At 62.1% G+C, this 24,102-nt stretch carries 25 protein-coding genes and 3 tRNA genes; 13 read left to right on the plus strand and 15 right to left on the minus strand.

Annotated elements, in window-relative coordinates:
* The first annotated feature begins 11 nt into the window (after positions 1–11).
* The 9 genes from ACFOEV_RS02895 to ACFOEV_RS02935 all read left to right on the plus strand — a co-directional run bounded on the left by ACFOEV_RS02895 (position 12) and on the right by ACFOEV_RS02935 (position 9,384).
* Entirely contained in the window at positions 12–797 is a 786-nt protein-coding gene (locus tag ACFOEV_RS02895) for an AraC family transcriptional regulator (RefSeq protein ID WP_386771425.1), read from the plus strand.
* Between the two features lie 164 nt (positions 798–961).
* On the plus strand, positions 962–2,038 hold the full coding sequence (dctP, locus tag ACFOEV_RS02900; protein ID WP_386771427.1) for a TRAP transporter substrate-binding protein DctP: 1,077 nt from the start codon (positions 962–964) through the stop codon (positions 2,036–2,038).
* A 104-nt stretch (positions 2,039–2,142) separates the two neighbouring features.
* Positions 2,143–2,688, plus strand: coding sequence for a TRAP transporter small permease (locus ACFOEV_RS02905; RefSeq protein ID WP_386771429.1), 546 nt, complete (start codon positions 2,143–2,145; stop codon positions 2,686–2,688).
* Entirely contained in the window at positions 2,685–3,962 is a 1,278-nt protein-coding gene (locus ACFOEV_RS02910) for a TRAP transporter large permease (RefSeq protein ID WP_386771431.1), read from the plus strand. Before ACFOEV_RS02905 ends, ACFOEV_RS02910 begins: the two co-directional genes overlap by 4 nt.
* 20 nt (positions 3,963–3,982) lie before the next feature.
* Positions 3,983–5,035, plus strand: a complete 1,053-nt coding sequence (locus ACFOEV_RS02915) for a histone deacetylase family protein (protein ID WP_386771433.1) — start codon at positions 3,983–3,985, stop codon at positions 5,033–5,035.
* A 25-nt stretch (positions 5,036–5,060) separates the two neighbouring features.
* Positions 5,061–6,011 (plus strand): ornithine cyclodeaminase family protein, encoded by a 951-nt coding sequence (locus ACFOEV_RS02920; RefSeq protein ID WP_386771535.1) that lies wholly within the window; start codon positions 5,061–5,063, stop codon positions 6,009–6,011.
* Positions 6,008–7,138 (plus strand): class II histone deacetylase, encoded by a 1,131-nt coding sequence (locus ACFOEV_RS02925; RefSeq protein ID WP_386771435.1) that lies wholly within the window; start codon positions 6,008–6,010, stop codon positions 7,136–7,138. The genes ACFOEV_RS02920 and ACFOEV_RS02925 overlap by 4 nt, the downstream gene beginning before the upstream one ends.
* Positions 7,123–8,403, plus strand: coding sequence for a D-amino acid dehydrogenase (locus ACFOEV_RS02930; protein ID WP_386771436.1), 1,281 nt, complete (start codon positions 7,123–7,125; stop codon positions 8,401–8,403). The genes ACFOEV_RS02925 and ACFOEV_RS02930 overlap by 16 nt, the downstream gene beginning before the upstream one ends.
* Positions 8,404–8,430: 27 nt before the next feature.
* Complete coding sequence (locus ACFOEV_RS02935) at positions 8,431–9,384, plus strand: branched-chain amino acid transaminase (RefSeq protein ID WP_386771438.1); 954 nt, start codon at positions 8,431–8,433, stop codon at positions 9,382–9,384.
* Between the two features lie 422 nt (positions 9,385–9,806).
* On the opposite strand, the gene ACFOEV_RS02940 is transcribed toward ACFOEV_RS02935, so the two are convergent.
* The 4 genes from ACFOEV_RS02940 to ACFOEV_RS02955 form a co-directional block, all read right to left on the minus strand.
* The gene (locus ACFOEV_RS02940; RefSeq protein WP_386771440.1) at positions 9,807–10,544 is read right to left on the minus strand and encodes an RNA methyltransferase; all 738 of its coding nucleotides are present in this window, start codon (positions 10,542–10,544) and stop codon (positions 9,807–9,809) included.
* 222 nt (positions 10,545–10,766) lie between these two features.
* The gene (groL, locus tag ACFOEV_RS02945) at positions 10,767–12,407 is read right to left on the minus strand and encodes a chaperonin GroEL (RefSeq protein ID WP_386771442.1); all 1,641 of its coding nucleotides are present in this window, start codon (positions 12,405–12,407) and stop codon (positions 10,767–10,769) included.
* A 61-nt stretch (positions 12,408–12,468) separates the two neighbouring features.
* Entirely contained in the window at positions 12,469–12,762 is a 294-nt protein-coding gene (locus ACFOEV_RS02950; RefSeq protein WP_386771444.1) for a co-chaperone GroES, read from the minus strand.
* A 215-nt stretch (positions 12,763–12,977) separates the two neighbouring features.
* Positions 12,978–13,496: an FxsA family protein gene (locus tag ACFOEV_RS02955; protein WP_386771446.1), complete on the minus strand. Its 519-nt coding sequence runs from the start codon at positions 13,494–13,496 to the stop codon at positions 12,978–12,980.
* 162 nt (positions 13,497–13,658) lie between these two features.
* Between ACFOEV_RS02955 and ACFOEV_RS02960 the strand changes: the two genes are divergently transcribed.
* Positions 13,659–14,420, plus strand: coding sequence for an SDR family oxidoreductase (locus ACFOEV_RS02960; protein ID WP_386771448.1), 762 nt, complete (start codon positions 13,659–13,661; stop codon positions 14,418–14,420).
* A gap of 81 nt (positions 14,421–14,501) precedes the next feature.
* Here the strand turns inward: ACFOEV_RS02960 and ACFOEV_RS02965 are convergent, their stop codons facing one another.
* Positions 14,502–14,768 (minus strand): ComEA family DNA-binding protein, encoded by a 267-nt coding sequence (locus tag ACFOEV_RS02965; RefSeq protein WP_386771450.1) that lies wholly within the window; start codon positions 14,766–14,768, stop codon positions 14,502–14,504.
* Positions 14,769–14,993: 225 nt separating this feature from the next.
* Between ACFOEV_RS02965 and pyrF the strand changes: the two genes are divergently transcribed.
* Entirely contained in the window at positions 14,994–15,695 is a 702-nt protein-coding gene (gene pyrF, locus ACFOEV_RS02970) for an orotidine-5'-phosphate decarboxylase (protein WP_386771452.1), read from the plus strand.
* Positions 15,696–15,711: 16 nt separating this feature from the next.
* Here the strand turns inward: pyrF and lapB are convergent, their stop codons facing one another.
* The 3 genes from lapB to ACFOEV_RS02985 all read right to left on the minus strand — a co-directional run bounded on the left by lapB (position 15,712) and on the right by ACFOEV_RS02985 (position 17,566).
* Positions 15,712–16,893: a lipopolysaccharide assembly protein LapB gene (lapB, locus tag ACFOEV_RS02975; protein WP_386771454.1), complete on the minus strand. Its 1,182-nt coding sequence runs from the start codon at positions 16,891–16,893 to the stop codon at positions 15,712–15,714.
* A complete protein-coding gene (locus tag ACFOEV_RS02980; RefSeq protein ID WP_386771456.1) occupies positions 16,894–17,199 on the minus strand; it encodes a LapA family protein in 306 nt (101 codons plus the stop codon).
* Positions 17,200–17,269: 70 nt separating this feature from the next.
* Entirely contained in the window at positions 17,270–17,566 is a 297-nt protein-coding gene (locus tag ACFOEV_RS02985) for an integration host factor subunit beta (RefSeq protein ID WP_386771458.1), read from the minus strand.
* 214 nt (positions 17,567–17,780) lie between these two features.
* Here ACFOEV_RS02985 and ACFOEV_RS02990 point away from each other — a divergent pair, with 214 nt between their 5' ends.
* Together ACFOEV_RS02990 and ACFOEV_RS02995 are read left to right on the plus strand one after the other, a co-directional pair.
* On the plus strand, positions 17,781–18,074 hold the full coding sequence (locus ACFOEV_RS02990; protein ID WP_386771537.1) for an FAD assembly factor SdhE: 294 nt from the start codon (positions 17,781–17,783) through the stop codon (positions 18,072–18,074).
* On the plus strand, positions 18,034–18,474 hold the full coding sequence (locus tag ACFOEV_RS02995) for a protein YgfX (protein ID WP_386771460.1): 441 nt from the start codon (positions 18,034–18,036) through the stop codon (positions 18,472–18,474). The genes ACFOEV_RS02990 and ACFOEV_RS02995 overlap by 41 nt, the downstream gene beginning before the upstream one ends.
* Here the strand turns inward: ACFOEV_RS02995 and nadB are convergent.
* The 7 genes from nadB to uvrC all read right to left on the minus strand — a co-directional run bounded on the left by nadB (position 18,438) and on the right by uvrC (position 24,101).
* On the minus strand, positions 18,438–20,030 hold the full coding sequence (nadB, locus tag ACFOEV_RS03000; RefSeq protein ID WP_386771462.1) for an L-aspartate oxidase: 1,593 nt from the start codon (positions 20,028–20,030) through the stop codon (positions 18,438–18,440). The genes ACFOEV_RS02995 and nadB overlap by 37 nt on opposite strands.
* On the minus strand, positions 20,027–21,169 hold the full coding sequence (locus ACFOEV_RS03005; RefSeq protein WP_386771464.1) for an FUSC family protein: 1,143 nt from the start codon (positions 21,167–21,169) through the stop codon (positions 20,027–20,029). The genes nadB and ACFOEV_RS03005 overlap by 4 nt, the downstream gene beginning before the upstream one ends.
* Before the next feature lie 61 nt (positions 21,170–21,230).
* Positions 21,231–21,317: transfer RNA gene (locus ACFOEV_RS03010), tRNA-Leu, on the minus strand.
* A gap of 36 nt (positions 21,318–21,353) precedes the next feature.
* Positions 21,354–21,427 (minus strand) — tRNA-Cys (locus ACFOEV_RS03015).
* A gap of 109 nt (positions 21,428–21,536) precedes the next feature.
* Positions 21,537–21,611 (minus strand) — tRNA-Gly (locus ACFOEV_RS03020).
* Positions 21,612–21,676: 65 nt separating this feature from the next.
* Entirely contained in the window at positions 21,677–22,225 is a 549-nt protein-coding gene (gene pgsA / locus ACFOEV_RS03025; RefSeq protein ID WP_386771466.1) for a CDP-diacylglycerol--glycerol-3-phosphate 3-phosphatidyltransferase, read from the minus strand.
* Positions 22,226–22,286: 61 nt separating this feature from the next.
* The gene (uvrC, locus tag ACFOEV_RS03030) at positions 22,287–24,101 is read right to left on the minus strand and encodes an excinuclease ABC subunit UvrC (protein WP_386771467.1); all 1,815 of its coding nucleotides are present in this window, start codon (positions 24,099–24,101) and stop codon (positions 22,287–22,289) included.
* Position 24,102: the final 1 nt, after the last annotated feature.

The following is a 24,102-nucleotide window of genomic DNA, read 5'->3' on the forward strand; positions in this document are numbered from 1 at the left end:
GTCCTTGCGCCATGTCATTCTTCCATCTGCGTGCCTGCACCCTGACACGGCACCATATTTCGCATGAGCACCGCTTTCACCAGCTGATTCTGGCGACGTCGGGGTGCACGGAACTCAGTATCGAAGGCCGTGGCGAGTTCGTGACCGGTGAGCGGGGCTGTCTGATCCCGACCACCTATCATCACGAGTACCAGGGAGATGACCGCAACCGCACCCTGGTGTTGGATGTGCCATTGACCAGCCTGCCGGTCCTCTCCTGTAGCGATGAAATCAATCGCCTTTTCACACGGCCACGCTTTTTCACCGTGTCGCCAAAGTTGCATCGGCTCGCCGATTCGTTGATGCAGCAAGTCGATCACTTTCCTGAGCTGCAAAGCGAAATCGCCGCACTGATCCTGCGTGCGATCTATCTGGAACTCCATGATGAGCGTCTGCCCGACGACATGTTCGGTTCATCGGGGAGTGGTCGATGTCGCCGCCGCCTAGACCTGTCGCGGATCGACGCGTATATCGATGCACATCTGGCTGACGAGATTCGTGTCGAGACCCTGGCCGGTCTATGTGCACTGAGCATCGGTCATTTCCATGCATGCTTTCGTGATGTGACGGGCATGACGCCGTTGGGATATGTGCAGGGCCGCCGGCTCGATCACGCCTTCTCCCTGGTCCGACATACCGACCTGGCACTGGGTCAGGTCGCTTCGCTGGTTGGCTTTCGCGACCAGGGCAGTTTCTCGCGTGCCTACCTCCGACGTTTCAAGATGTCCCCCCTGGCGGATCGTCGTGCTGTGAACTGAACCGACGCCCTCCCTGTTGAGTTCCCTGGACACGGCACAGTGCTGAGTCTGGGGCAAATCTTTCGTAGTTATGGGCAAGCAGCCCCGAGAATCGCGTCATAGCCTGATAAGCAATAGGCGCAAATTGTCGTCTGCACTCCCAAAAACAACGAAAGGAAGGGTCCATGAGCATGAAATCGGTTTTGACCAGGACGCTGGCATTGGCGGCCTTGCCGTTGGCGCTTGCCACCACCCAGGTCCAGGCACAGTCCTTTGAGATGGTCATCGCCACGCAGTTGCCGGAAAGCATGAGCAACAACGCGATCTATCCGGCCCTGGTGCACTTCAAGAACCTGGTGGAAACCCGCACCGACGGCGATGTCGAGGTCTCCCTCTTCGGTGGTGGGCAGCTTGGCTCCGAGGTCGAGAACGGCTCCGAAGTACAGGGCGGGCGCACATTGCAGTCGACCATCATGTCGGCCGGGGCGATGTCGTCCTTCTACGATGACTACCAGCTTGTCACGGCGCCCTTTCTGTTCGACGACTGGCGACAGGCCTGGGCCTTCTTCGACGGGGAATGGTTCGCCAACTTCATGGCCGGGACCATCGAGGAAGCCAACATGCGTTACCTGGGTACCTTCGATGACGGTGGCGGCTTCGTGGCCTTCACCAACAACGAGCGTTTGATCCGCACCGTGGAGGATCTGGAAGGGCTCAATATCCGGACCGAGGAAAATCCGGCGCATGTGGCGATCATGCGCTCGCTGGGGGCGTCGGCCACGCCCTTGCCTTGGGGCGAGTTGATCACGGCGCTGGAAACCGGACTGGCCGACGGCCAGTTCAATGCGCCGGTGCTCAATACCACCTTCAACTTCGATGCGGTCACCGACTACACCACCTTGACCGGGCACGTCTACAACAGCGCCCCTTGGGTAGTCAGCGAGTCCTGGTATCAGGAACTGCCGGAGGAGCATCAGCGAGCCATCGTCACCTCGGCGCGGGAAGCCATCGCCATGAGTCACGGGATGTCCGGCGCCCTGGCCACGGCGAGCTGGGAAGAGTCCTGCGAGCGCTTCGATGAGTGTTACATCATGCCCGCGAGCGAACGCCAGCGGATGGCGGAAATCGCGCGTCCGGCCTGGCAGGAATGGATCGTCGAGGACTTCGGCATGGACGCGCAGCGTGTCGACAACCTGCTGGCAGAAGTCGAGCGTGTCGGAGAGAAAGTCGCCACGGAAGACTTCCAGCACTATGGTCAATGACTGGGGCCGGTAAGTCTGTCTTGCCGACGGCACACCTCGGCGATACGTCAGGAAGGATGACGTATCGCCGAGGTATTTACAGGACCTTTTCCGGAATTCTCGCCATGCCGCTTCTCGCCCCTCTGCGTCGCCTGAGTGATGGCATCAATCGGGTCGCCATCGTGCTCTCCGTGGCCTGCATCCTGGCCATGCTGGGCATCTCCTTTACCGGCTTCCTCTACAAGCTGATGACCGGTAGTGCGCTTAGCTGGACCTATTCCCTGGCGCGCATCTTTCTACCGTGGATCGGTTTTCTTTCGATGACTATTTCCTTGCGTTACGGCGAACATGTCGCCATGACGCTGTTGGTCAGAAGCCTGCCCAGGGTGTTGGTCAAGGCGGCGGCCGCTGTTTGCCTGGCGGTCATCGCCCTGTTTGCGATCCTGCTGGTCTGGTATGGCTGGGGCTATTTCCTGAATGCCACCCAGCTGTACATGATCTCGGACAACATCCAGCTATCCAATCGCTTCACCGCGATCGTGGTTCCGGTCAGTGGTGTGATCATCCTGTTTCATCTGGCACACGGCTTTGCTCTGCTGGAGCATTTTGTCGACGAGGATGAATTCATCGATGAGATGATCGAGACCGTCGACGTGGAGGAGCGCACATGACCTCAGCGATCATCGTCTTCGTGGTGCTGCTGTTGATCGGCGCGCCAGTGGCCGTGGTGATGGCCATGTCGGGGCTGGCGGGTGGCTTCGTCCTTGGCGGCGAACGCATGCTGGGCATCATCGCCGACCGCATGTTCTCCGGCGTGTCGGGCTTTCTGCTGATTGCGGTGCCGTATTTCATCTTCACTGCGGAATTGATGAACCAAGGCGGGCTGACCCAGAAACTGATCACCTTCAACAACGCCTTGTTCGGTCGGATTCGCGGCGCACTGTCGCATGTCAACGTCACGGTTTCGGTCTTCTTTGCCGGGTTGACCGGTGCGGCGATCACCGACACCGTCGCCATCGGCAAGCTGATGATTCCCGAAATGAAGAAGCAGGGCTACGACGCCGAATATGCCGCCGCCATCACCGCCTGCTCGTCGATCATTGGCCCGATCATTCCGCCCAGTGTGGTGATGGTGGTCTATGCGTCCTTGCTACGCGACATTTCAGTCATCGACCTGTTTGCCGGCGGCATCATCCCCGGGATTCTGATGGCGGCGGCGCTGTTGGTCACCAGCATGGTCATCGCCTGGCGTCGTGGCTATCCCAAGCAGGCGCCGATTCCCTTCAAGGTAGCGATCTTTTCCTTCCTGGCGGCGTTGCCCGCCCTGATCGTGCCGCTGATCATCCTGGGGGGTATCCTGTCCGGGCTGACCACCATCACCGAGGCGTCCGGTTTTGCGGCGGTCTATGCGTTGCTGATCGGGGCCTTCTTCTACCGTAACTTGACGCTTGCCAAGATCTGGCATGCCTTGGTGGTGACGGTGCGCTTCTCGGGCGTGGTGTTCTTTCTGCTCGCGACCTCGGCGGTGCTGGGCTGGTTCGTCACCCGTTCGGGCATCGCCCGTGATGCGGCCTCGATCATCACCACCTTCAGCGACGCGGCGTTCGTGCAACTGATGCTGGTGTGCGTGCTGCTGATTCTCATCGGCACCGTGATGGACGTGTTGCCGGCGCTGGTGGTGGTGGCGCCGGTGATCGTGCCGGCGATGATCCAGCTTGGCTTCGATCCCCTGCATTTTGCCATCCTGATGATCGTGGTGTTGAACATTTCCAATGTCACGCCACCGGTGGGGATGACCTTGATGACGGCGGCGCGTATCGCCCAGGTACCTTACGAACGCGCGATTATTGCTTCGCTGCCGTTCTATCTGTCGTTCATTGCCGTAATCGTGCTGCTGGCGGCATTGCCGATACTGTCGACTTGGATTCCGTCGCTGCTTCACTAGTATGTGAGGAGCTCTTTGCCATGAAGTTGTTCTATAGCGAATTTCAGGATGCCCATGCCCCGGCTACCTTCCTGCTGCGTGGGACGCCGGTACCGTCTCCGGAGCGTCCGGAACGTGCCGAGCGTTTACGCGCCGCCATTCAAGGCCTGGGGTTGGAGTTGAGTGCGCCGGCGACGCTAGACACCCCCTTGTTGCGTGAGCGCCTGGCGCGGATCCATACGTCGCGCTACCTGACCTTCCTCGAAACCATTCACGCGCGCTGGCGCGAGCTACCGGGAGCCGCCGAACTGGTGGCGCCCAATGTGCATCCCTGTGGTGGTGGCCACCACTACCCGATACATCCAGTCGGGCAGGCCGGCTGGCACCTGCACGACATGGCCTGTCCGATCGGTGCCGACAGCTTCACCGGCATTCTGGCCAGTGCGGCGACGGCCCAGGCGGCCGCCCAGGCGGTGCTGAATGGCGAGAATGTGGCCTATGCCCTGTGTCGCCCACCGGGGCATCATGCCGGACCGGAGCGCGCCGGTGGCTTCTGCTTCCTGAACAATTCGGCGCTCGCCGCCACGGTGCTTCGCGAAGAACACGAACGGGTCGCCATCGTCGATGTGGATCTGCATCACGGCAATGGCACCCAGGACATCTTCTATGCCCGTGGTGACGTGTGGACCGGTTCGTTGCACGCCGACCCCGCGGAGTTCTACCCCTTCTTCTGGGGTGGGGCGGACGAGCGCGGCGTCGGCCAGGGGCTAGGTGCCAACGCCAATCTGCCTCTGCCGCTGGGCAGCGGGGGGGCGGAGTTCATGGCAGCGCTCGAAACTCTACTGACGCGTCTCGCCGACTTCGATCCCAGTGCCGTGGTGGTGGCTCTGGGCCTGGATGCTCACAAGGACGATCCGCTGGCCGGCCTGCAACTCGAGACCGAGGATTTCAGCCGCGTCGGCGAGCGTCTGGGGCAACTATCGACACCCGTGGTGCTGGTACAGGAAGGGGGCTACCCTACCAACAGCCTTGGCCACAACCTGGCGGCGTTTCTCGAAGGGTTTCGTCGTACCTATCGAATGGAAGGCCATTGAACAAGAGCGGGAGAGAGCCATGAGCATGCAGGGCGTCCACATGATCGGTGCCGAGCAAGTCGCCGCAGCCTTGTCGTGGGCAGCATTGGTAGACCGCCTGGGGCGAACTTTCCGCGATGGCGTGGAGGCGCCGCCACGTCATCACCATGCCATGCAGCGTCACGACGGCGAGGCCACCATGCTGCTGATGCCGGCCTGGGAAGCGCGTGGCTATATCGGTGTGAAGGTGGTCAACGTGTTCCCGCAGAACGCCGAGCATGGGCTGCCGGCAATCGCTGGGGTCTACCTGCTCAGCGAGGGTGAGCATGGGCGACCGTTGGCCTGCCTGGAAGGCAGTGAGCTGACCCGGCGACGCACTGCGGCAGCCTCGGCCCTGGCGTCCCGGGAACTGGCCAGGGACGATGCCGACACACTGTTGATAGTCGGTACCGGCAAATTGGCACCGATGTTGATCGAGGCCCACGGCGCCGTGCGCCCGATCAAACGGGTGCGGATCTGGGGGCGCAATCCGGCCAAGGCTCAGGAGCTGGCGACCATCTATGCCGACCGTTTCGACTGCGCGTCAGTCGATGACTTGGAAGCCGCGACCCGGGAGGCCGATATCGTCAGTTGCGCCACCCTGTCCAGCGAGCCGCTGGTCCGTGGGGCCTGGCTCAAGCCCGGAGCACACCTGGACCTGGTCGGCGCGTTTCGCCCCAACATGCGCGAAAGCGATGCCGCCTGTTTCGAGCGCGGTGAGGTGTTCGTCGACACCTATGCGGGAGCCAAGGGCGAGGCGGGTGACATTCTGCAGGCCATCGACGAGGGGCGCTTTGCGTTCGACAGGATTCAAGCCGAACTGGCGGAGCTGATGCGCGGCGACAAGCCGGGACGCAGCGGTCCGCAGGCAATCACCGTGTTCAAGTCGGTAGGGGCGTCGCTCGAGGACCTGGCCGCCGCCATCGAGGTCTGGGAGCAGCTCGAGGGCCGGCGATGAGCGTACGGGCGGGAAAAACCACCGGGTTTTTCTGGCATGAACGCTGCTTCTGGCATGATCCGGGCGCCATTGGTGTATTCGCGGCGCCAAACGAATTCCTGCAGCCGCAGCCGGCGTCGGAGAGCCCGGAAAGCAAGCGGCGCTTGAAGAACCTGCTCGAGGTCTCGGGGCTGATCGATGAGCTCGAGGTGCGCAAGGCTGCTCCAGCCAGCCGTCAGGCGCTGGAGCGCTTTCACACGTCTGACTATCTCGATGCCCTCGAAGCCGGCAGCCGCCAAGGCGTCGGCGATGGCGGCGACTGTGCCCCCTACACGGCGGGTAGCCTGACAGCGGCTCGCCAGTCGGCGGGGCTGGCCATCGCCGCCGTCGACGCCGTGGCCAGGGGAGAGCTGACCAACGCCTATGCCCTATGCCGCCCGCCCGGTCATCATGCCGAGGCCGACCGTGGGCGCGGGTTCTGCCTGCTGGGCAATATTCCGGTGGCGGTAATGCAGGCCCGCACGTCGGGGCTGGTCCAGCGCGTGGCGATCCTCGATTGGGACGTGCACCACGGCAACGGTCAGCAGGCCGCTTTCTACGACGATCGCGACGTATTGACGATATCGATCCACCAGGCGGGCAACTATCCGTTGGATACCGGTACCTTCAACGAGCGCGGGGCGGGTGCCGGTCGGGGGGCCAACCTCAACCTGCCGTTACCGCCCGGCAGTGGGATTGGGGCCTACCGATATGCCATGCTTCAACTAATATTACCGGTCATTGAGGCCTTCGCCCCGGAACTGATCGTGGTGGCCTGTGGTTTCGATGCCGGCGCCAAGGATCCCTTGGGCAAGATGTTGCTCAACAGTGCCGCGTTCGCTGAGATGACCGCACAACTCAAGGACCTGGCGGAGCGCTGCTGCCAGGGGCGGCTGGTCATGGTCCACGAAGGGGGATATTCCGAAGGCTACGTACCCTTGTGCGGTCATGCGGTGATTCAAGTGCTGGCCGACAGCGACATCGAGGTGCCCGATCCGCAGAACGACGAGATCGCCGCCTGGGGCTACCAAGAACTGCAACCGCATCAGCGGGCGTTGATCGATGGGTGGGTAAGGGGGTCAGGAGTCATGCCATGCATGTCGCAGTGATTGGTGCGGGTGTAGTGGGCGTCACCACGGCCTACGCCTTGTGCGAACGCGGTCATGAAGTCACCGTCATCGAGCGCCTGGACGCGGCTGGTATGGAAACCAGCCGAGCCAATGCCGGTCAGCGTAGCTATGGTTATGTCTATCCTTGGGCATCTCCGGCGATGATCAAGAAGGCGCTTCCCTGGCTGTTGCAGCAGGATGCACCGCTGAAGATGCGCTTGCCGCCGACTCCCGAGACGTTGCGTTTTCTGGTCGCCACCTGGCGCTTTGCCCAGACGCCGGGACTCTTCGATATCAACAAGCGCGCCATGTTGCAGTTGGGTGCTTACAGTCGCCAGTGTTTCCAGGCCCTGGAGGAAGAGTTGTCGCTGGACTTCGATAGTGGTCATCACGGCCTGATGGAACTGGCCAGCGATGCGAAGAGTGCCAAGGTGCTGCAGGTCAACGCCGGGTTGCTTAACGAACTGGGGATCGAGTACGAGGCGCTGGATGCCGAGGCGACCCTGGAGCGTGAACCGGCGCTTGCCGAGCATGGTCCTCTCGTTGGATCGTTGTGGTTACCCGGCGATGGCACGGGCGACTGCTATCGCTTTACCCAGGCCCTGGCCAGGATCTGCGAGGAACGCGGCATTCATTTTCAGTATGGTGCCCAAGTCGTCGATTCCATGCGCGACAAGGGGCATATCCGCGCACTGCGACTCAAGCCCAGTTCCGATGACCTGGAGGTGCCGGAGCGCATCGATGCCGATGCCTTCGTGCTGTGTGCCGGAACGCAGTCGCGACGCCTGGGCGAGCTGTTCGGCGCCAGGTTGCCGATCTACCCGGTCAAGGGCTATTCGTTGACGGCACCGCTGCTCGATGCCGAACGGGCGCCGCGCTCCACGGTCATCGACGATCGCTACAAGGTGGTGGCGACGCGCCTGGGATCGCGCCTGCGAGCCACCGGCTTCGTCGAGTTGGCGGATATGGACCGACGCATTCCCGGCAGCCGTCTGGCGACGATTCGGCGCGCCATTGAATCCCGTTTTCCTGGTGCGGCGGATTTCGAGGCCGCCGAGTCGTGGACCGGTTTTCGCCCCATGACCCCGGATGGCCCGCCAGTGATCGGCGAAGGCAAGCGCAACAACCTGTTTTTCAATACCGGTCACGGCACCTTCGGCTGGACGCTGTCCGCCGCCAGCGCGCAACTGATCGCGCAGGTGATCGATGGTGAAACACCGGCCATGTCGCTGGAACCCTTCCGCCCCGGCCGCTTCAGACGTTGAAGACATCAAGCAAGGAGCCCTCTCTGGATGACACCGATCTGCGAACGCGATGGCTGGATCTGGCACAACGGTGACTGGCTACCCTGGCGTGAGGCCAAGACCCATCTGCTGACTCACACCCTGCACTATGGTATGGGGTGTTTCGAGGGCGTGCGGGCCTACGATGGCCCGTGTGGCGCACACCTGTTCCGCGTCGCCGAACATACACGACGGCTGCGTGATAGCGCCCATGCCCTGGATATGCCGCTCGCTTGGACGGCGGAGCAGTTGATCGATGCCCAGCGCGAATGCCTGTCCCGCAATGGCCTGACCAATGCCTACCTGAAGCCGACGGTCTATTTCGGTGCCGAAGGGATGGGACTGCGTGCCCAGGGCCTGACCACCAACGTGATGATCGCCGCCTGGGACCTGGGGGGCTATATCTCCTCCGAGGCCGCATCGATTGGCCTGCGAGCACTGACCTCTTCCTGGGCGCGCCACCACGTCAACATCAGCCTGTGCCGCGCCAAGACCAACGGTCACTATGTCAATTCGATGTTGGCTTTGAATACCGCGATCAAGGCCGGTTTCGACGAGGCATTGATGCTCGATCCGGAGGGGTATGTCGCCGAAGCCTCGGCAGCTAATGTCTTCCTGGTGCGTGACGGAGTGATGCACACCCCCGAGATCACCTCCTGCCTGCAGGGCATCACCCGCGACAGTGTGATCCGTCTGGCTCGCGATGCATTGGGGATCGAGGTGCAGGAACGCCGCATCACCCGCGATGAATTGTATACCGCCGACGAGGCCTTCCTTACCGGTACCGCCGCCGAGATTCTGCCGTTGCGCGAACTCGACGGACGTCGCATCGGAGCACCCAGCCGCGAGATCGCGAAAGACTCATTGACCGCCCGGCTGCAGCGACTGTATCGCCGGGTGACGAGCGGAGAGCTGGGCGACGATCTCGGTGCCTATCGCGACTGGCTGACCCCAGCGCCTTGAAAAGAAAGCGCCACGAGACTTGGCCTCGTGGCGGTATCCTCAAGCCTCCCTGGGCATCCTTCCCGATGCCTTGGCCTTCCTGGCCACTCCCTGAGGCACTCCTTGTGCCGTCGCTTCCGTAGCGCGATTAACGACAGTGTCCCTTGTCTCTAACGGGCCAGCCAGCTTCTCTTGCTGTCCGGCTATGGCCCTTTATAGGGGGCAGGGATGACAGTTGGGTGACACCTGGATGAAAACGCGATGACCTTTTTCCTCCACGACAACATTCCATTGATCGTGTTCGGCTGGCTGGCTGGCGGCGATGACGCTGTAGACGAGGCATTGGCTGTGCAAGAACATCGCGACTGAAGTCGCTCCTACCAGAACCTGGGCACCTTTCCGGAGAAGCGACTTCAGGCCGGCCCATGTTACTAGAGCGAGATTCAGTCATCTCTCGTATCCTTCGGCTCCAGGGCGCTGAGCAGGCCCCGCAGCAGCGACAGCTCCTTGCGACTGGGCTGGGCGCGGGCGAACAAGGCCTGCAGTTGCTCTTCGGTGCGGGCATGGGGCTGGGTGAGAAAGCCGCTTGCCTGCATGACCCGTTGCAGGTGTGCATGGAAGTGGTCGAGTTGCTCGCGGGTCGGGGGTCTGTCGTGTGGGGGGCGTTGAGGGACAAACCCACTCTCGGGGCGGTGGCGCCAGGCACGGAAGACTTCGTAGGCGAGAACCTGCACCGCCTGCGACAGGTTGAGGACACCATACTCGGGGTTGGCGGGGATGCTGACCTGCTGGCTGCAATGACGAAGCTCGTCGTTGGTCAGGCCGAAGCGCTCGCGGCCGAAGACCAACGCGACCGGGTCCGTCTCGGCGTTGGCCACCAACTCGCGCGCCATGGCGTCGGGCTCGTCATGGAAGGGCAGGGAAAGGCTGCGCAGTCGGGCACTGGCGCCCACCACCTGCACGCAATCGTTCACCGCCGCGGCGAGCGAGTCGACGACCCGGGCGCGCTGGACCAGGTCCTCGGCGCCGGCGGCAAGGCGTGTCGCTTCGTCGTCGGGAAAGCAACGGGGGTTGACCAGCACCAGGTCCGTCAGGCCCATGGTCTTCATGGCACGCGCGGCTTGGCCGATATTGCCGGGGTGGAAGGTCTGGACGAGAACGATACGGATATTCGAGAGCATCGGAATTCTTGCGCAATTGGGCAGAAGGCGAGGGGAAGGTAGTGTACGTGAGCTACGAGCTACGAGCTACGAGCTACGAGCTACGAGCTACGAGCTACGAGCTACGAGCTACGAGCTCGAGGCTCGTGACCCGGAGCACGCAGCCGAACGAAAAAAAACCCCGCCGGCTTTCACCGGCGAGGTTTCGTTTCAGGCATCACCTGATGGCTAGCGGGGCGTGGCTTACATCATGCCGCCCATGCCACCCATGCCGCCCATGTCGGGGGCGCCGCCGGATTCTTTCTCTTCCGGATCTTCGGCGATCATGCACTCGGTGGTGATCATCAGGCCAGCCACGGAGCCAGCGGACTGCAGCGCGCTGCGAGTCACCTTGGCCGGGTCGATGACACCCATCTCGAACAGGTCACCGTACTCACCGGTCTGGGCATTGTAGCCGAAGTTACCTTCGCCATCCTTGACGCGATTGATGATCACGGAGGCTTCCTCACCGGCATTGGTCACGATCTGGCGGAACGGAGCTTCCAAGGCACGCACGGCGATGGCGATGCCGTGGGTCTGGTCTTCGTTGTCACCCTTGAGATCGGCGATCTTGGCCAGCACGCGCACCAGGGCGGTACCACCACCGGGCACGACGCCTTCCTCGACAGCGGCGCGAGTGGAGTGCAGGGCGTCTTCGACGCGAGCCTTCTTCTCCTTCATCTCCACTTCGGTCGCGGCACCGACGCGGATCACGGCAACACCGCCGGCCAGCTTGGCGACGCGCTCCTGGAGCTTCTCGCGGTCGTAGTCGGAAGAGGTTTCCTCGATCTGGGCACGGATCTGGTTGACGCGTGCTTCGATGTCGCCCTCGGCACCGGCACCATCGATGATGGTGGTGTTTTCCTTGGACATGGTGATGCGCTTGGCGCTACCCAGGTGGTCCAGGGTCGCCTGCTCGAGAGTCAGGCCGACTTCCTCGGAAATCACGGTACCGTTGGTCAGGATGGCGATATCCTGCAGCATGGCCTTGCGACGGTCACCGAAGCCCGGCGCCTTGGCGGCCGCGACCTTGACGATGCCACGCATGGTGTTGACCACCAGAGTGGCCAGCGCTTCGCCTTCGATGTCTTCGGCGATGATCGCCAGCGGCTTGCCTGCCTTGGCGACGGCTTCCAGCACCGGCAGCAGCTCGCGGATGTTGGAAACCTTCTTGTCGACCAGCAGCAGGTACGGATCTTCCAGTTCCACCGCCATGGTGTCCTGGTTGGTCACGAAGTAGGGAGAGAGGTAGCCGCGGTCGAACTGCATGCCTTCGACGACTTCCAGCTCGTCTTCGAGGCCACGGCCTTCATCGACGGTGATGACGCCTTCCTTGCCAACTTTCTGCATGGCATCGGCAATGATCTCGCCGATACGCTCGTCACCGTTGGCGGAGATGGTGCCGACCTGGGCGATGGACTTTTGCTCGGTGCAAGGCACCGACAGTTCGCGGATCTGCTCGACGGCGGCGATCACGGCCTTGTCGATGCCGCGCTTGAGGTCCATCGGGTTCATGCCGGCGGTGACGCCTTTCATGCCCTCGGTGATGATGGCCTGGGCCAGAACGGTGGCGGTAGTGGTGCCGTCGCCAGCGACGTCGGAGGTCTTCGAGGCGACTTCCTTGACCATCTGCGCGCCCATGTTCTCGAACTTGTCCTTGAGTTCGATTTCCTTGGCCACGGAAACGCCGTCCTTGGTCACGGTCGGCGCGCCAAAGGACTTTTCCAACACCACGTTGCGGCCTTTCGGGCCCAGGGTGGCTTTCACGGCGTTGGCGAGGAGGTCGACGCCACGGGCCATGCGCTTGCGGGCGTCGTCGGAGAACTTGACCTGTTTTGCTGCCATTTTTCGATCTTCCTTCGGTTAGTTCGTGAAACTTGAGCAGTCAATGCAGAAGTAGGCGGGCTCAGCCTTCCACCACGGCGAGAATGTCGGATTCGTTCATGATCAGGACTTCTTCGCCGTCGATCTTCTGCTTTTCGACGCCGAAGCCTTCCTTGAAGATCACGGTATCGCCAACCTTGACGTCCAGGGGACGCACTTCGCCGTTTTCAAGAATCCGGCCGTTACCGACGGCAAGCACCTCGCCGCGTGTCGGCTTTTCCTGGGCATTGCCCGGGAGCACGATGCCGCCTGATGTTTTCTGCTCTTCCTCAACGCGACGGACGACGACGCGATCGTGCAAGGGACGGATGTTCATTGCTCACGTTCTCCTAATGGTTTGCTGTGTCATGACTGGTTGCCATGACGGGTCCATACCAGATCCGGAAGTGTGTCCTCCGGATCGAAGGCGGATGCCTTCCTTGTCGATGGCCACAGACTCGCGCCTGTTGGCCGAAGTGTGTCACTAGCCCCATCAGTGGGGGCTGCTCAAGTCCTTTCAAGGCCTACCGATAAAAAAAATTGCACCTGGCGTCATCGCTGGCGAGGCTCGTCCTTGGAGATGAAGTCCCCTTCGAGTGGTTGGCCATTGTCGTCTTCCCGGCGTGTATCCTGACGGGCCCGAGAAGTAGGATCACGAGGATCTTGCTGGTCGTTGCGCGGGTCCTGCGTGCGCTGACCATGGCGGTAGCGAAAGCCCTGGATGCGGACGTTGGCGCTTATCAGCAACTTGCCCAGCAGGCGGCGGGCATTGGGGATCAGGCACATGAAGCCCAGGGCGTCGGACAAGAAGCCCGGAGCCATCAGCAGTGCACCACCGAAGATCAAGGCGGCCCCGGTCAGCAACTCCCCGGAAGGCAGTTCGCCCTGTGCGAAGCGTTGCTGGGCGCGTTGCAGGGTAGCTACACCCTCGCGGCGAACCAGATGCAAACCGATGAAGCCGGTGGCCAGGACTAGTAGCAGCGTGGTCAACAAGCCGATCTGGCTGCCGACCATGAACAGGACGGTGAAGTCGAGCAGGGCAAAGAGCGTGAACAGCAACAGGAAGGGCATGATGACTCCGCTGACTAGAACTCATGGATAGATGGTGGTGAGTGGCACAATTTCAACCTGTGCTGCCTAGGTCGTGTTGGGAGAGGGCACGCGTCGTGCTATATTTGTCATGTTGCGGTGCAACAATGCCTCTGACTATGGAACGATACCCGAGGAGTCAATATGCAGATGGACAAGGCGGTAATCGCCATTACCGGGGGGGCGCGCGGGCTGGGGTTATCCATGGCGCGTCTGCTGGGGCAGAAGGGGGCGCGTCTAGCGTTGCTGGATCGGGAGCAGGAAATACTGGAGGCCACCGTCGATTCCCTGAGGAGTGAAGGAATCGAGGCGATGGCCTTCGTTACCGATGTTGCCGATGAGTCCTCGGTCACGCAGGTCTTCGCCGACATTGCCCGAGAACTGGGCCCTCTCAATGGCTTGATCAACAATGCTGGGATTACCCGCGATGGCCTGCTGGTCAAAGCCCAGGAAGGTACGGTCGAGAAGACCATGTCGTTGTCGCAGTGGCAGCAGGTCATCGATGTCAACCTGACCGGCGTGTTCCTGTGCGGTCGGGAAGCCGCCAGTCAAATGGTGGAAGCGGGGCGGGGTGGGGTAATCGTCAACATCTCCAGTATCTCGCGGGCCGGGAACATGGGGCAGAGCAACTATGCTGCCGCCAAGGCCGGTGTTGCGGCCTTGACCGTTACCTGGGCCAAGGAACTGGCGCGTCACGGCGTGCGTGTGGGGGCGGTGGCGCCGGGCTTTATCGAAACCGAGATGACGTCTGCCATGCGTCCCGAAGTACTCGAGAAGATCACGCGGGGCATTCCCCTGGGGACGCTGGGAAAGCCGAACGATATCGCCGAGAGTGTGGCCTTCATCCTCGATAACGACTATTTCACCGGTCGGGTGATCGAGTGTGACGGCGGGTTGCGTATCTGAGAGAAGCGTCGGCCCCTCGCGGGTGAAAGCCGAGCACCCTCGTGGGCTGCCCGGCTTGGCAGTAAATGGGGGAATGTCCGATCAGAATTCCACCTGGTCACTCAGGTTTGCTACGGTGCCTTCGCCAATACCATTGACCCGGGTCAGGTCGTCGGCATCGGCGAAAGGCCCGTTGTTATCGCGATCCTCAACGATCGCCTGTGCCTTGGTGCTGCCGATGCCGGGCAGTTCGGCCAGTAGTTCGGCATTGGCAGTGTTGATATTGATGGGGGCGACGTCCTGTGCCACTGCCATCGAGGCGGTGCCTAGTAGCAGGCTCAGAGCCAGCGTCTTGAGAAGTGTCTTCATGGGTCCCTCCAGTTATCGTTTTTCCATTGTGGTTGGCGCCTCTCTTGGCCCCACCTCCAACCTAACGTTAAATTCGTTGTTAGTTGTTGAGAGATCTCGGAACATTCGTGTGCGAGATCACCGACATTCAGGCGAGGACATCGGCTCGCTCAGTGTAAGTCCGGAGCCGGCTCCAGGCTGATATACTGGGTGCTACCTATTTCACCGTCAGGAATGCATGCGACTATGTCGACCGCCTCACCGTTGATCATTGCTCTCGACTATCCTTCTCTGGATGCCGCCTTATGCATGGCCGACCGTCTCGACCCGGCACGCTGTCGGGTGAAGGTCGGCAAGGAACTGTTCACCCGCAGCGGCCCCGATGTGCTGGAAGCCTTGCATGGGCGCGGTTTCGAGGTCTTTCTCGATCTCAAGTTCCACGACATTCCGCAGACCGTGGCCGGGGCCGTGCAAGCGGCCGCGGAGCAGGGAGTATGGATGGTCAATGTCCATGCCAGTGGCGGCCGCCGGATGATGGAAGCGGCGCGTGAGCGTCTTGAGCGACATGGTTACGACACCCGCCTGATCGCCGTGACAGTGTTGACCAGCATGGCGAACGAGGACTTGGCCGAGGTGGGGCTAGGGACGTCAACGGCGGCTCAGGTCGAGCGTCTGGCGCTTCTCGCGCAGCAGTGCGGTATGCATGGCGTGGTGTGTTCGGCGCAGGAGTCGGCACGTCTGACCCAGTTGTGTGGAGACGACTTCCTCAAGGTCACACCGGGAATTCGTCCCGCGTTCGCTGAGGCCAGGGACCAGCGCCGCATTCGCACGCCCGGCCAGGCGATGGCCGCAGGCAGCACGTATCTGGTGATCGGACGGCCGGTGACGCAGGCAGAGGACCCGATGAGGGCCCTGAATGCCATCGAGCAGGAACTGGCTGCGCTGTAAGCAGGTGCCGTGGTAGTTATTCCCCTTCGATGCCAGTGATCGGTTTGGTCGTGCCCCAACTGCGACACCTGGGGCACCGCCAGTGCAGGCGGGCTCCGGCGAAGCCGCAGCGTTGGCATCGATGTCGTGGACTGGCTTCCAGCAAGGTATGGGTGTGACGCTTGAGAAGCTCGATGCGTTCGCGCTCCTTGAGGTCGGCATCGTGGCGGTACAGGTCCATGAGATAGTCGACCCCGCGCAAACTCGGTTCGATAGCGAGCTGCTCGCTGATGAAGGCGGTAGCCGCGGCATTGCCTTCACGGCGTTGCAGGGTTTCGGCGAGCATGATCACCGCACTGGTGAACGGTGTCGGTTGGATCAATTCGTGCAGTGACCTCTCGAGGCCGTCCTCATCGGCGAGCATTCGATAGGCGTCACGGAGAGGCTCGAGAATGATCGGGGTGAAGTCGCGGTCCTGTTGAGGAATGCGCTTGAGCAGCCGGATCTCGGCCTTGTAGTGGCCGGTGTCGTGCTCCATCTTCGCCAGTAACCAGTTGGCGCGTACGCACTGGGCATCGACGGACAGCGCCTGGCGCAGTCGCTTGCGTGCCAGAGCGGGGCTCGCCGACCGCATGTCTCGTTCAGCGAGTTCGCACAGCCAATGCGCCGCAGCACGGCGGATATCCTGATACTGATTGACCAGCGCTGGCTGGGCGACATCCAGGGCTGCCTGCCATTCCTGTTCCTGTTCGAGTAGATCCACCAGCAGGCGCTTCGCCGACTGGCGGATGCCGTCATCATGGGTATCACGGACCAGGTTCTGCAGTAGCCGCTCCGCGCGATCGAGCAAGCCAAGGTGAAGAAAGTCGCGTGATAGCTCGAGCTGGACCAGGTTGCTTTGGGACGGGGTCAAGGAAGGGCGGGCCAACAGGTTCTGGTGAATTTTCACCGCTCGGTCGGCTTCGCCCCGCGAACGGAACAGATTGCCCAATGCGATATGTGTCTCGATGGTATCGCTGTTGACTTCAAGAGCGGCCACGAAGGTTTCGATGGCACGGTCAGGCTGCTCGTTGAGCAGATAATTGAGGCCCACGAAGTAGTCACGCGACAGGGAGGGCTGCGGCGAAGAGAGAAGGCGATGCCCTCTTTCGCGGCGGCCCAGCCACCAGCCGATGGCGACCGCTGCCAACAACAGGGCCAGCAGCAGAAGATCGGGCATTTAAGGGACTTCCTTGAGCTCCTGGATCCGCAGGCGATCGAGTTCCTTGCGCTGCTGCTGGTTGTGGCGTTGCGCGCGGGTCAGCAAGGTGCGCAGTCGCAGGTAGACACCGCTCATGGCCAGCATTCCCAGCAATACGCCACAGGCCAGCGAGGCGAGCAGCCAGACGGAAAGAGATGCCGGGGGCAGCTCGACCCAGATCAGGTTGAGTGGCACGGCCTGCTGATTGTTGACGGCGAACAGGATGCCGAGCAGCAGCACCGCCAGCAGAATAATGGCCAGGATGACCCCTTTGAGCCAACGCATGATGGTTTCCTTTGTCGATACAATAAGGCCTGGTGACACTGGTGAGGCCTGGTTTCAAGACACCTGAGATTCAATAGCCCAGGGCGCGGCTGGCGTTCACCTGCTCGCGCAGTTCCTTGCCCGGCTTGAAGTGTGGCACGAACTTGCCGTCGAGTTCGACCGGTTCGCCGGTCTTCGGGTTGCGCCCGGTTCGCGGTTCCCGGTAATGCAGAGAGAAGCTGCCGAAACCGCGAATCTCCACTCGCCCGCCATCGGCCAAGGCATCGGTGATGTCGTCGAGAATGATTCGAACGGCGGCCTCGACTTCCTTGATCGACAGCTCTGGCTGTCGCATCGCAATCTGCTCGATCAACTCGGATTTGGTCATCGGCTTTCTCCATGCGGTGATGCCAGATAGGGTGATGGCATTCCTGGCATTGTTGTTTCCTCTCAGCATACTGTGCAAACCGTGATAAAACAACGCACTAGAACTATTGTCAACGGATGCCGATGACGGTTGGGATTTCTTTACCCTGGATGCCGTGGGTTGGCAGCTCGGGTATACTGCGCCAACACCCACCGTGATTTTCCCGAGGCCCATGTTGAGCGAAGACACCTCAGCCGATGAGATTACCCGCAAGCGGCTCTATTGGCACTCCCGGCGCGGCATGTGGGAGCTCGATCTGTTGCTGATTCCGTTTCTCGAGCACTGCTACGATGACCTCGAGCCCGCCGATCAGACAGCCTTCCGCACGCTGATAGACGAGGAAGACCAGGACTTGTTCATGTGGTTGATGCGTCGCGAATGGCCGCAGGAGCCGGCCCGCCGCCGGATCGTCAAGATGATCGTCGAATATGCCGAGAACACCGGTAACGATCAGTATCGCACCCTCTAGATTGGCCGGGCTGGTGCATCTGGGCATGGCGTTGCTGATCTGTCTGTCGCTGCTGATATTTGCGCCGCCGTGGCTACTGGGCACGGCGGCCATTGCGATGACCGCCCTGTTGTGGCGGTCCTGGCGTATGCGGCGGCATTGGCAACTTCGCGGAGTGCCATATGGCGAGCGCGAGAGGCGCTGGCAGTGGCGACGCCCGGAAGACGAGCACTGGCGGGAGACGACTCTTGAGGTGTGCTATCTGGGGCCCTGGCTGATCGCCTTGAGGCTTGCCGGCCATCGCCACTGGCTATGGCCCGACAGTGCGCCAGCGGAAGCATTGCGCGACTTGCGCCGTGTCTTGCTCGGTGGCTCGTCCCGACGTCAGGAGGCATCCACGCTACAGGAACGATTCAGATAGGAGTGGGATGCTTGTGCCGGTCCGGGGGCATGGCCGAGACAATCGCGGTTGAAGTGCAAGCCTCGGGATTCGCGTCGGCGGCGAGCGGCCTTGACGGTGAGTTCGGCCAGGCAGACAGCACGCCACAGGCTGCAGAGTTCGACACTGGGCAGATGCCGGTGCCACAACGTCTGGCATTGCCGGCGCAGTACCTGCAGGGCGCTGGCAGCTTCCTCCAGGCCGGCATCATGGCGCACGATGCCGGCGTTACGGCTCATCACCTCGCGTACGCGTCCCATCAGCTCGGCGATCATGGCCGAGTCGACCCTTCCTTCGCCGCCGAATGAGACCGCTTGCAACGGTGCCGATGAGCGGGGCTCGGGGTGGCGTAATGCCTGGGCAGTGGCGCGGGCGAAGACCAGGCATTCCAGCAACGAGTTGCTGGCCATGCGGTTGGCGCCATGCAGACCCGTGCAGGCGACTTCGCCGATAGCATACAGATGAGGCACCTGACTGGCGCCATGATGATCGGTGGCCACGCCGCCACAGCTATAGTGCGCGGCGGGGACAACCGGGATAGGCCCGCAAGTGATATCCCATCCCCGCTCCAGGCAATGGGCATGGATCGTGGGAAACAGTTCGCGAACCGTCCGAGCCGGCAGGTGGGTCATATCGAGCAACACATGAGGGCTGTGGTCGCGCTGCATCTCGGCATCGATGGCGCGAGCCACGATGTCGCGAGGTGCCAGTTCCGCCCGTGGGTCGATCGCCGGCATGAATCGCTGGCCATCGAGGTTTCTGAGAACCCCGCCTTCGCCACGCAGGGCCTCGCTGATCAGGAATGGGCTGCCCGTGGGGTCGTAGAGACAGGTGGGATGAAACTGCTGGAATTCCAGGTTCATCAGCTCGGCACCCAACTCCGCGGCCATGATCATGCCTTCGCCACAGGCAGGAATCGGGCTGGTCGTGTGCCGAAACAGGCCGCTGGCGCCGCCGGTGGCCAGCACGGTATCGGTGGCCAGCAGGGCGGTCAGTTGGTTGTCCGCAGTCAGGCAGTAGGCACCGCGACAGTGGCCCACGCTATCGGCGATCAGCTCGATGGCATTGACGTCCTGATGCAGGAGGATCGCTGGATGCGCCCTGACATGGGAGAGCAGGGTATCGATCAGCGCTCGCCCGGTGGCATCGGCGGCATGGATCACGCGTCGCGCCCCGTGCCCGCCTTCACGCGTCAAGTGAAAGGGATAGGGGGCCTGAGGGTTGGCGTCGGGCGTGAATGGCACGCCGAGGCCGATCAACCAGTCGATGGCGGCAGGCCCCTGGGTCACGGCAAAGCGTACCGTCGCCTCGTCGCAGAGGCCATCGCCGGCGTCCAGGGTATCCGCCACATGGGCCTGGATATCGTCCTGGGGCGAGAGCACAGCAGCGATGCCACCTTGCGCCCAGCGGCTTGCACCATGGTCATCGCTGGCCGGGCGCAATAGAGTGACGCGGCGGGTTTCGGCCAGCTCCAACGCCAGTGTCAGGCCGGCGACACCACCACCGATAATCAGCACATCGTGTTCGCTGCGTGTCATTTCACGGATCCTTCCTTGTCGCCATTGACGCGGTCTCGGGTCTCGTTGATCAGGGTGTGGCGAGCGGCGCGCCGACGCAAGCGTTTGCTGGGTAGGCGTCGCAGGCCGCCGAGCCGCTCGACCAGGGCCACACTCAGGCGTGCCAGCTCACGGTTGAGCCACAGATAGCCACTAGGGCTGAACAGGGCGCGCCCATTCTCGCCTTTGGCGTTGTGGGCGATATCGGCGTAGCGCTGCAAGTCGAAAGCGGTTACCTGGACCTCGATGGTCTGGCCGGTGCGGACCTGGAAGGCCAGGGTGCCAAGCGTGCGCGCCAATCGATGCTGCGCATCGCGCAGGCCCTCCATGGCCTCGATGCGGTCATGGCCGGCACGGGTCGTCCAGTGAGTCTCCAGCAGCAGCTCGACGGTCGACAACATGCGTCGCTGCAGGGAAATGATGTCATCGAGTTCATCGCGACGCAGGCGGCGTTCGCTGTGAATGGCATCGACCAGGCCGCGTTGCTTGACCAACAGGGTGCTGGCGGTCTTGAGAAGCTCTTGTGTATCGATGTCCAGGCCGGATGTCGAGGTGGTGTGAGCATGGTAAAGCCGGGCCAGAGTGTCGAGATTCTCGGCGAGCAGGAAGCGCAACATGTCGGTGGCCTTTTGGGGTAGGACCAGTATGGTCACGGTGATTCCCACCAGGGTGCCGAGGATTACGTCGAAAGAGCGCCACAAGGCGACACCCAGGTCCTGATGGCCATCGCCTACCACCAGTAGCAGGCTGATGCCGAACATCAGGCCGCTGTAGCCATAGCGATTGGCGAAGGTCGCGTAAGTGGCAACGGCGATGCCGGCCAGAGTGGCCAGCGGCATGAAGCCGGGCAGGGGTACGGGCAACAGGATCAACAGGATCCCCCAGCTGGCTCCCAGAAACGTACCGAGCAGGCGCTGGCTGGCCTTGTCGAGTACCCCGCCGATATGTGGCAGGTTGCCCATCACCATGATGGTGCTCACCAGTGCCCAGCCACTATGGGGGATGGCAAACAGGTTGGTGATGCTGAAGGTGATCGCCAGGGCCAGCGTGATGCGCAGGACGTGCAGCTTTTGCCGGTGCCGGTAATTGAAATAGGGGTCGCGAAGGCGCGGCAGGTTCATTGCACGATGCCCTCGTAGGGGCCGGGAAAGCTGCTGGTCGGATTGATACTCATGGTTGAACTGGTGCCCGGAGCCGGAATCGAACCGGCACGGTGTTGCCACCGAGAGATTTTAAGTCTCTTGCGTCTACCAATTTCGCCATCCGGGCGGGGGGCCGAGCGGGCAAGAAGCGGGAAAAAAACAGTGGAGGCTGGAGTCGGAATCGAACCGGCGTACACGGAGTTGCAGTCCGCTGCATAACCACTCTGCCATCCAGCCTCAATGAGTCGTGACCAATTATATGGAGCGGGACAACGTGATTCGATCGGACCGGCGCACCGGCTCGCGACCCTCACGAGGATCTGCTCCCCCCACCGAAGTGGGAGATTGGAGCGGGAAACGAGATTCGAACTCGCGACCCTCGCCTTGGCAAGGCGATGCTCTACCACTGAGCTATTCCCGCTCGACTCGAGAGCGCATTATACGGATAAGTACGTATCTGTCAATTGGTTATTGGCTGCGCCGGGGTTACATCGAACGACTCAGGTGCGGCCAGGCAGCCCGGAGGTATTGAAACATCGACCACAAGGTCAGCACGGCAGCGACGAATAGCGTTGCCACACCGAGATTGGCGACCAGGGTGCCCGGTGGGAATCCCAGCAACAGAAAGATCGACACCATCTGCAGTGTCGTCTTGATCTTGCCGATCCACGACACGGCGATACTGCTGCGCTTGCCCATCTCGGCCATCCACTCGCGCAGGGCCGAAATCACGATCTCGCGGCCGATGATCACCAGGGCCGGCAGGGTCAGCCAGATTGCCTCATACACCTCGATCAACAGGGCGAGGGCCACGGCGACCATCAGTTTGTCGGCCACCGGGTCGAGGAAGGCGCCAAACGGCGTGCTCTGATCCCAGCGCCGCGCCAGATAGCCGTCGAACCAGTCGGTGATCGCTGCCAGGGCGAACAGCAGCGCCGCCAGCAGCATGCTCCAGGAAAAGGGCAGGTAGAAGACGATCACCAGCAGCGGAATGAACGCGATACGCGCCAGAGTCAAAAGATTGGGGATGTTCATGAGTGCGCCGCATGTCCTTGCCGGTGAGCGAAGGAGGTTATTCTATCTGCCTTGCGAGCGATCATCCATGCAACGCTTGGTGAATCGTCGTCGCGAGGCTGGCACTGATACCGGGCACGCGGGCGAGCTCCTCGCGGGTCGCCTGGCGCACCCCTTGCAGGCCGCCAAAGAAACGCAACAGCTCCCGGCGCCGCTTGGGACCAACGCCGGGGATATCCTGCAGCGTCGAGGTCCGACGCTGCTTATCGCGTCGTGCCCGGTGGCCCGCGATCGCGAACCGGTGGGCCTCGTCACGGATATGCTGGACCAGATGCAATGCCGGCGAGCTGTTGTCGAGGTTGAGGGTGCGGTCGACGGTCTCGACGAACAGGGTTTCCAGGCCGGGCTTGCGGGTCGTGCCCTTGGCGACACCGAGCAGATTGACATCGCTGACGCCAAGTTCGTTGAAGACCTCGCGCGCCATGTTGAGTTGGCCCTTGCCGCCATCCACCAGCAGGATGTCGGGACGCTTGCCTTCTCCACTCGCCAGGCGTTTGAAGCGCCGCGTCAGCGCTTGGCGCATGGCGGCGTAATCGTCGCCGGCGGCCACTCCTTCGATATTGAAGCGGCGGTAGTCGGACTTGATCGGGCCTTGCTGGTCGAAGACGACACAAGAGGCCACCGTGGCCTCGCCATGGCTGTGACTGATATCGAAACACTCCAGGCGTTCGGGAGTGATGTCGAGAGCCAGGGCGTCACGCAGCGCCTCGAAGCGACGCGATAGCTGCGTCTGATTATCGAGCTGGGTCGCCAGGTACTGCTCGGCGTTGGTGCGCGCCAACTGCAGCCATTGGGCGCGATAGCCGCGCACCTGATGCGCCACCCGGATGCGCTTGCCGGCATGCTCGGACAGAGCATCCTCCAGCAGCGCGGCATCAGGTAGTGGGTGGGAGGTAAGCACCTCCTGCGGCAACTCGCGTCCCTGGCCGAGATAGAACTGGCTGACGAACTCGCCCAGCAATTCTTCCGGGCCCAGGTCGAGGCCGTTTTCCGGGCTGTGGTGGCGGGCCCCCAGCATGCGGCCCTGGCGTACCGTCACTACCGAGATGCACAACGCACCAGGGCGCTCGGCCAGGGCAAACAGGTCGGCATCGCCACCTTCGGTATCGACGAACTGCCGTTCCTGCAGGCGGCGCAGTTGCTGGATCTGGTCGCGCAGGCGAGCCGCTTCCTCGAACTCGAGGGCCTGGCTGGCCGTTTCCATTTGCTGAGTGAGCTGGGCGGTGACCTCTTCGCTCTTGCCTTCCAGGCACATCACCGCGTGCTCCAGGTCACGACGATAGTCTTCCTCGCTGATATAGCCGACGCAGGGAGCGCTGCAGCGCTGAATCTGATACTGCAAACAGGGCCGGGTGCGATTGGCGAATACGCTGTCCTCGCAATTGCGGATGCGAAAGATCTTCTGCATCAGCGACAGGCTCTCGCGCACGGCGCTACTGCTGGGATAGGGACCCAGGTAGCGACCATCGCCGCGCCGGCTGCGTGCACGCTTGTACTCCAGGGCCGGGTAGGGATGGCGGTCGCTGACGAACACGAAGGGATAGGATTTGTCGTCGCGCAACAGAATGTTGTAGGGCGGACGCAGTTCCTTGATCAGCGTCTGTTCCATCAGCAAGGCTTCGGTCTCGCTGCGGGTCACCGTGACTTCGATAGCGGCGATGCGTCCCACCAGCGCCTGGGTCTTGGCGTTGAGGGCACCGCGAAAATAGCTGGCCAGGCGAGCCTTGAGGCGCTTGGCCTTGCCGATGTAGAGCGTCTCGCCCTGCTCGTCGAGCATGCGATAGACGCCGGGGGCAGCGCTGACGGTCTTGAGAAATCGTTTGGCGTCGAAACTCATG

The organism is Litchfieldella rifensis, from assembly GCF_042646605.1.
GTDB lineage: Bacteria > Pseudomonadota > Gammaproteobacteria > Pseudomonadales > Halomonadaceae > Litchfieldella > Litchfieldella rifensis.

Excerpts from the sequence above, each read along its gene's own strand:
- ACFOEV_RS02895 (WP_386771425.1), top strand. The coding sequence starts at position 12 with ATGTCATTCTTCCATCTGCGTGCCTGCACCCTGACACGGCACCATATT.
- dctP (WP_386771427.1), top strand. The coding sequence starts at position 962 with ATGAGCATGAAATCGGTTTTGACCAGGACGCTGGCATTGGCGGCCTTG.
- ACFOEV_RS02905 (WP_386771429.1), top strand. The coding sequence starts at position 2,143 with ATGCCGCTTCTCGCCCCTCTGCGTCGCCTGAGTGATGGCATCAATCGG.
- ACFOEV_RS02910 (WP_386771431.1), top strand. The coding sequence starts at position 2,685 with ATGACCTCAGCGATCATCGTCTTCGTGGTGCTGCTGTTGATCGGCGCG.
- ACFOEV_RS02915 (WP_386771433.1), top strand. The coding sequence starts at position 3,983 with ATGAAGTTGTTCTATAGCGAATTTCAGGATGCCCATGCCCCGGCTACC.
- ACFOEV_RS02920 (WP_386771535.1), top strand. The coding sequence starts at position 5,061 with ATGCAGGGCGTCCACATGATCGGTGCCGAGCAAGTCGCCGCAGCCTTG.
- ACFOEV_RS02925 (WP_386771435.1), top strand. The coding sequence starts at position 6,008 with ATGAGCGTACGGGCGGGAAAAACCACCGGGTTTTTCTGGCATGAACGC.
- ACFOEV_RS02930 (WP_386771436.1), top strand. The coding sequence starts at position 7,123 with ATGCATGTCGCAGTGATTGGTGCGGGTGTAGTGGGCGTCACCACGGCC.
- ACFOEV_RS02935 (WP_386771438.1), top strand. The coding sequence starts at position 8,431 with ATGACACCGATCTGCGAACGCGATGGCTGGATCTGGCACAACGGTGAC.
- ACFOEV_RS02940 (WP_386771440.1), bottom strand. The coding sequence starts at position 10,544 with ATGCTCTCGAATATCCGTATCGTTCTCGTCCAGACCTTCCACCCCGGC.
- groL (WP_386771442.1), bottom strand. The coding sequence starts at position 12,407 with ATGGCAGCAAAACAGGTCAAGTTCTCCGACGACGCCCGCAAGCGCATG.
- ACFOEV_RS02950 (WP_386771444.1), bottom strand. The coding sequence starts at position 12,762 with ATGAACATCCGTCCCTTGCACGATCGCGTCGTCGTCCGTCGCGTTGAG.
- ACFOEV_RS02955 (WP_386771446.1), bottom strand. The coding sequence starts at position 13,496 with ATGCCCTTCCTGTTGCTGTTCACGCTCTTTGCCCTGCTCGACTTCACC.
- ACFOEV_RS02960 (WP_386771448.1), top strand. The coding sequence starts at position 13,659 with ATGCAGATGGACAAGGCGGTAATCGCCATTACCGGGGGGGCGCGCGGG.
- ACFOEV_RS02965 (WP_386771450.1), bottom strand. The coding sequence starts at position 14,768 with ATGAAGACACTTCTCAAGACGCTGGCTCTGAGCCTGCTACTAGGCACC.
- pyrF (WP_386771452.1), top strand. The coding sequence starts at position 14,994 with ATGTCGACCGCCTCACCGTTGATCATTGCTCTCGACTATCCTTCTCTG.
- lapB (WP_386771454.1), bottom strand. The coding sequence starts at position 16,893 with ATGCCCGATCTTCTGCTGCTGGCCCTGTTGTTGGCAGCGGTCGCCATC.
- ACFOEV_RS02980 (WP_386771456.1), bottom strand. The coding sequence starts at position 17,199 with ATGCGTTGGCTCAAAGGGGTCATCCTGGCCATTATTCTGCTGGCGGTG.
- ACFOEV_RS02985 (WP_386771458.1), bottom strand. The coding sequence starts at position 17,566 with ATGACCAAATCCGAGTTGATCGAGCAGATTGCGATGCGACAGCCAGAG.
- ACFOEV_RS02995 (WP_386771460.1), top strand. The coding sequence starts at position 18,034 with ATGCCGAGAACACCGGTAACGATCAGTATCGCACCCTCTAGATTGGCC.
- nadB (WP_386771462.1), bottom strand. The coding sequence starts at position 20,030 with ATGACACGCAGCGAACACGATGTGCTGATTATCGGTGGTGGTGTCGCC.
- ACFOEV_RS03005 (WP_386771464.1), bottom strand. The coding sequence starts at position 21,169 with ATGAACCTGCCGCGCCTTCGCGACCCCTATTTCAATTACCGGCACCGG.
- pgsA (WP_386771466.1), bottom strand. The coding sequence starts at position 22,225 with ATGAACATCCCCAATCTTTTGACTCTGGCGCGTATCGCGTTCATTCCG.
- uvrC (WP_386771467.1), bottom strand. The coding sequence starts at position 24,101 with ATGAGTTTCGACGCCAAACGATTTCTCAAGACCGTCAGCGCTGCCCCC.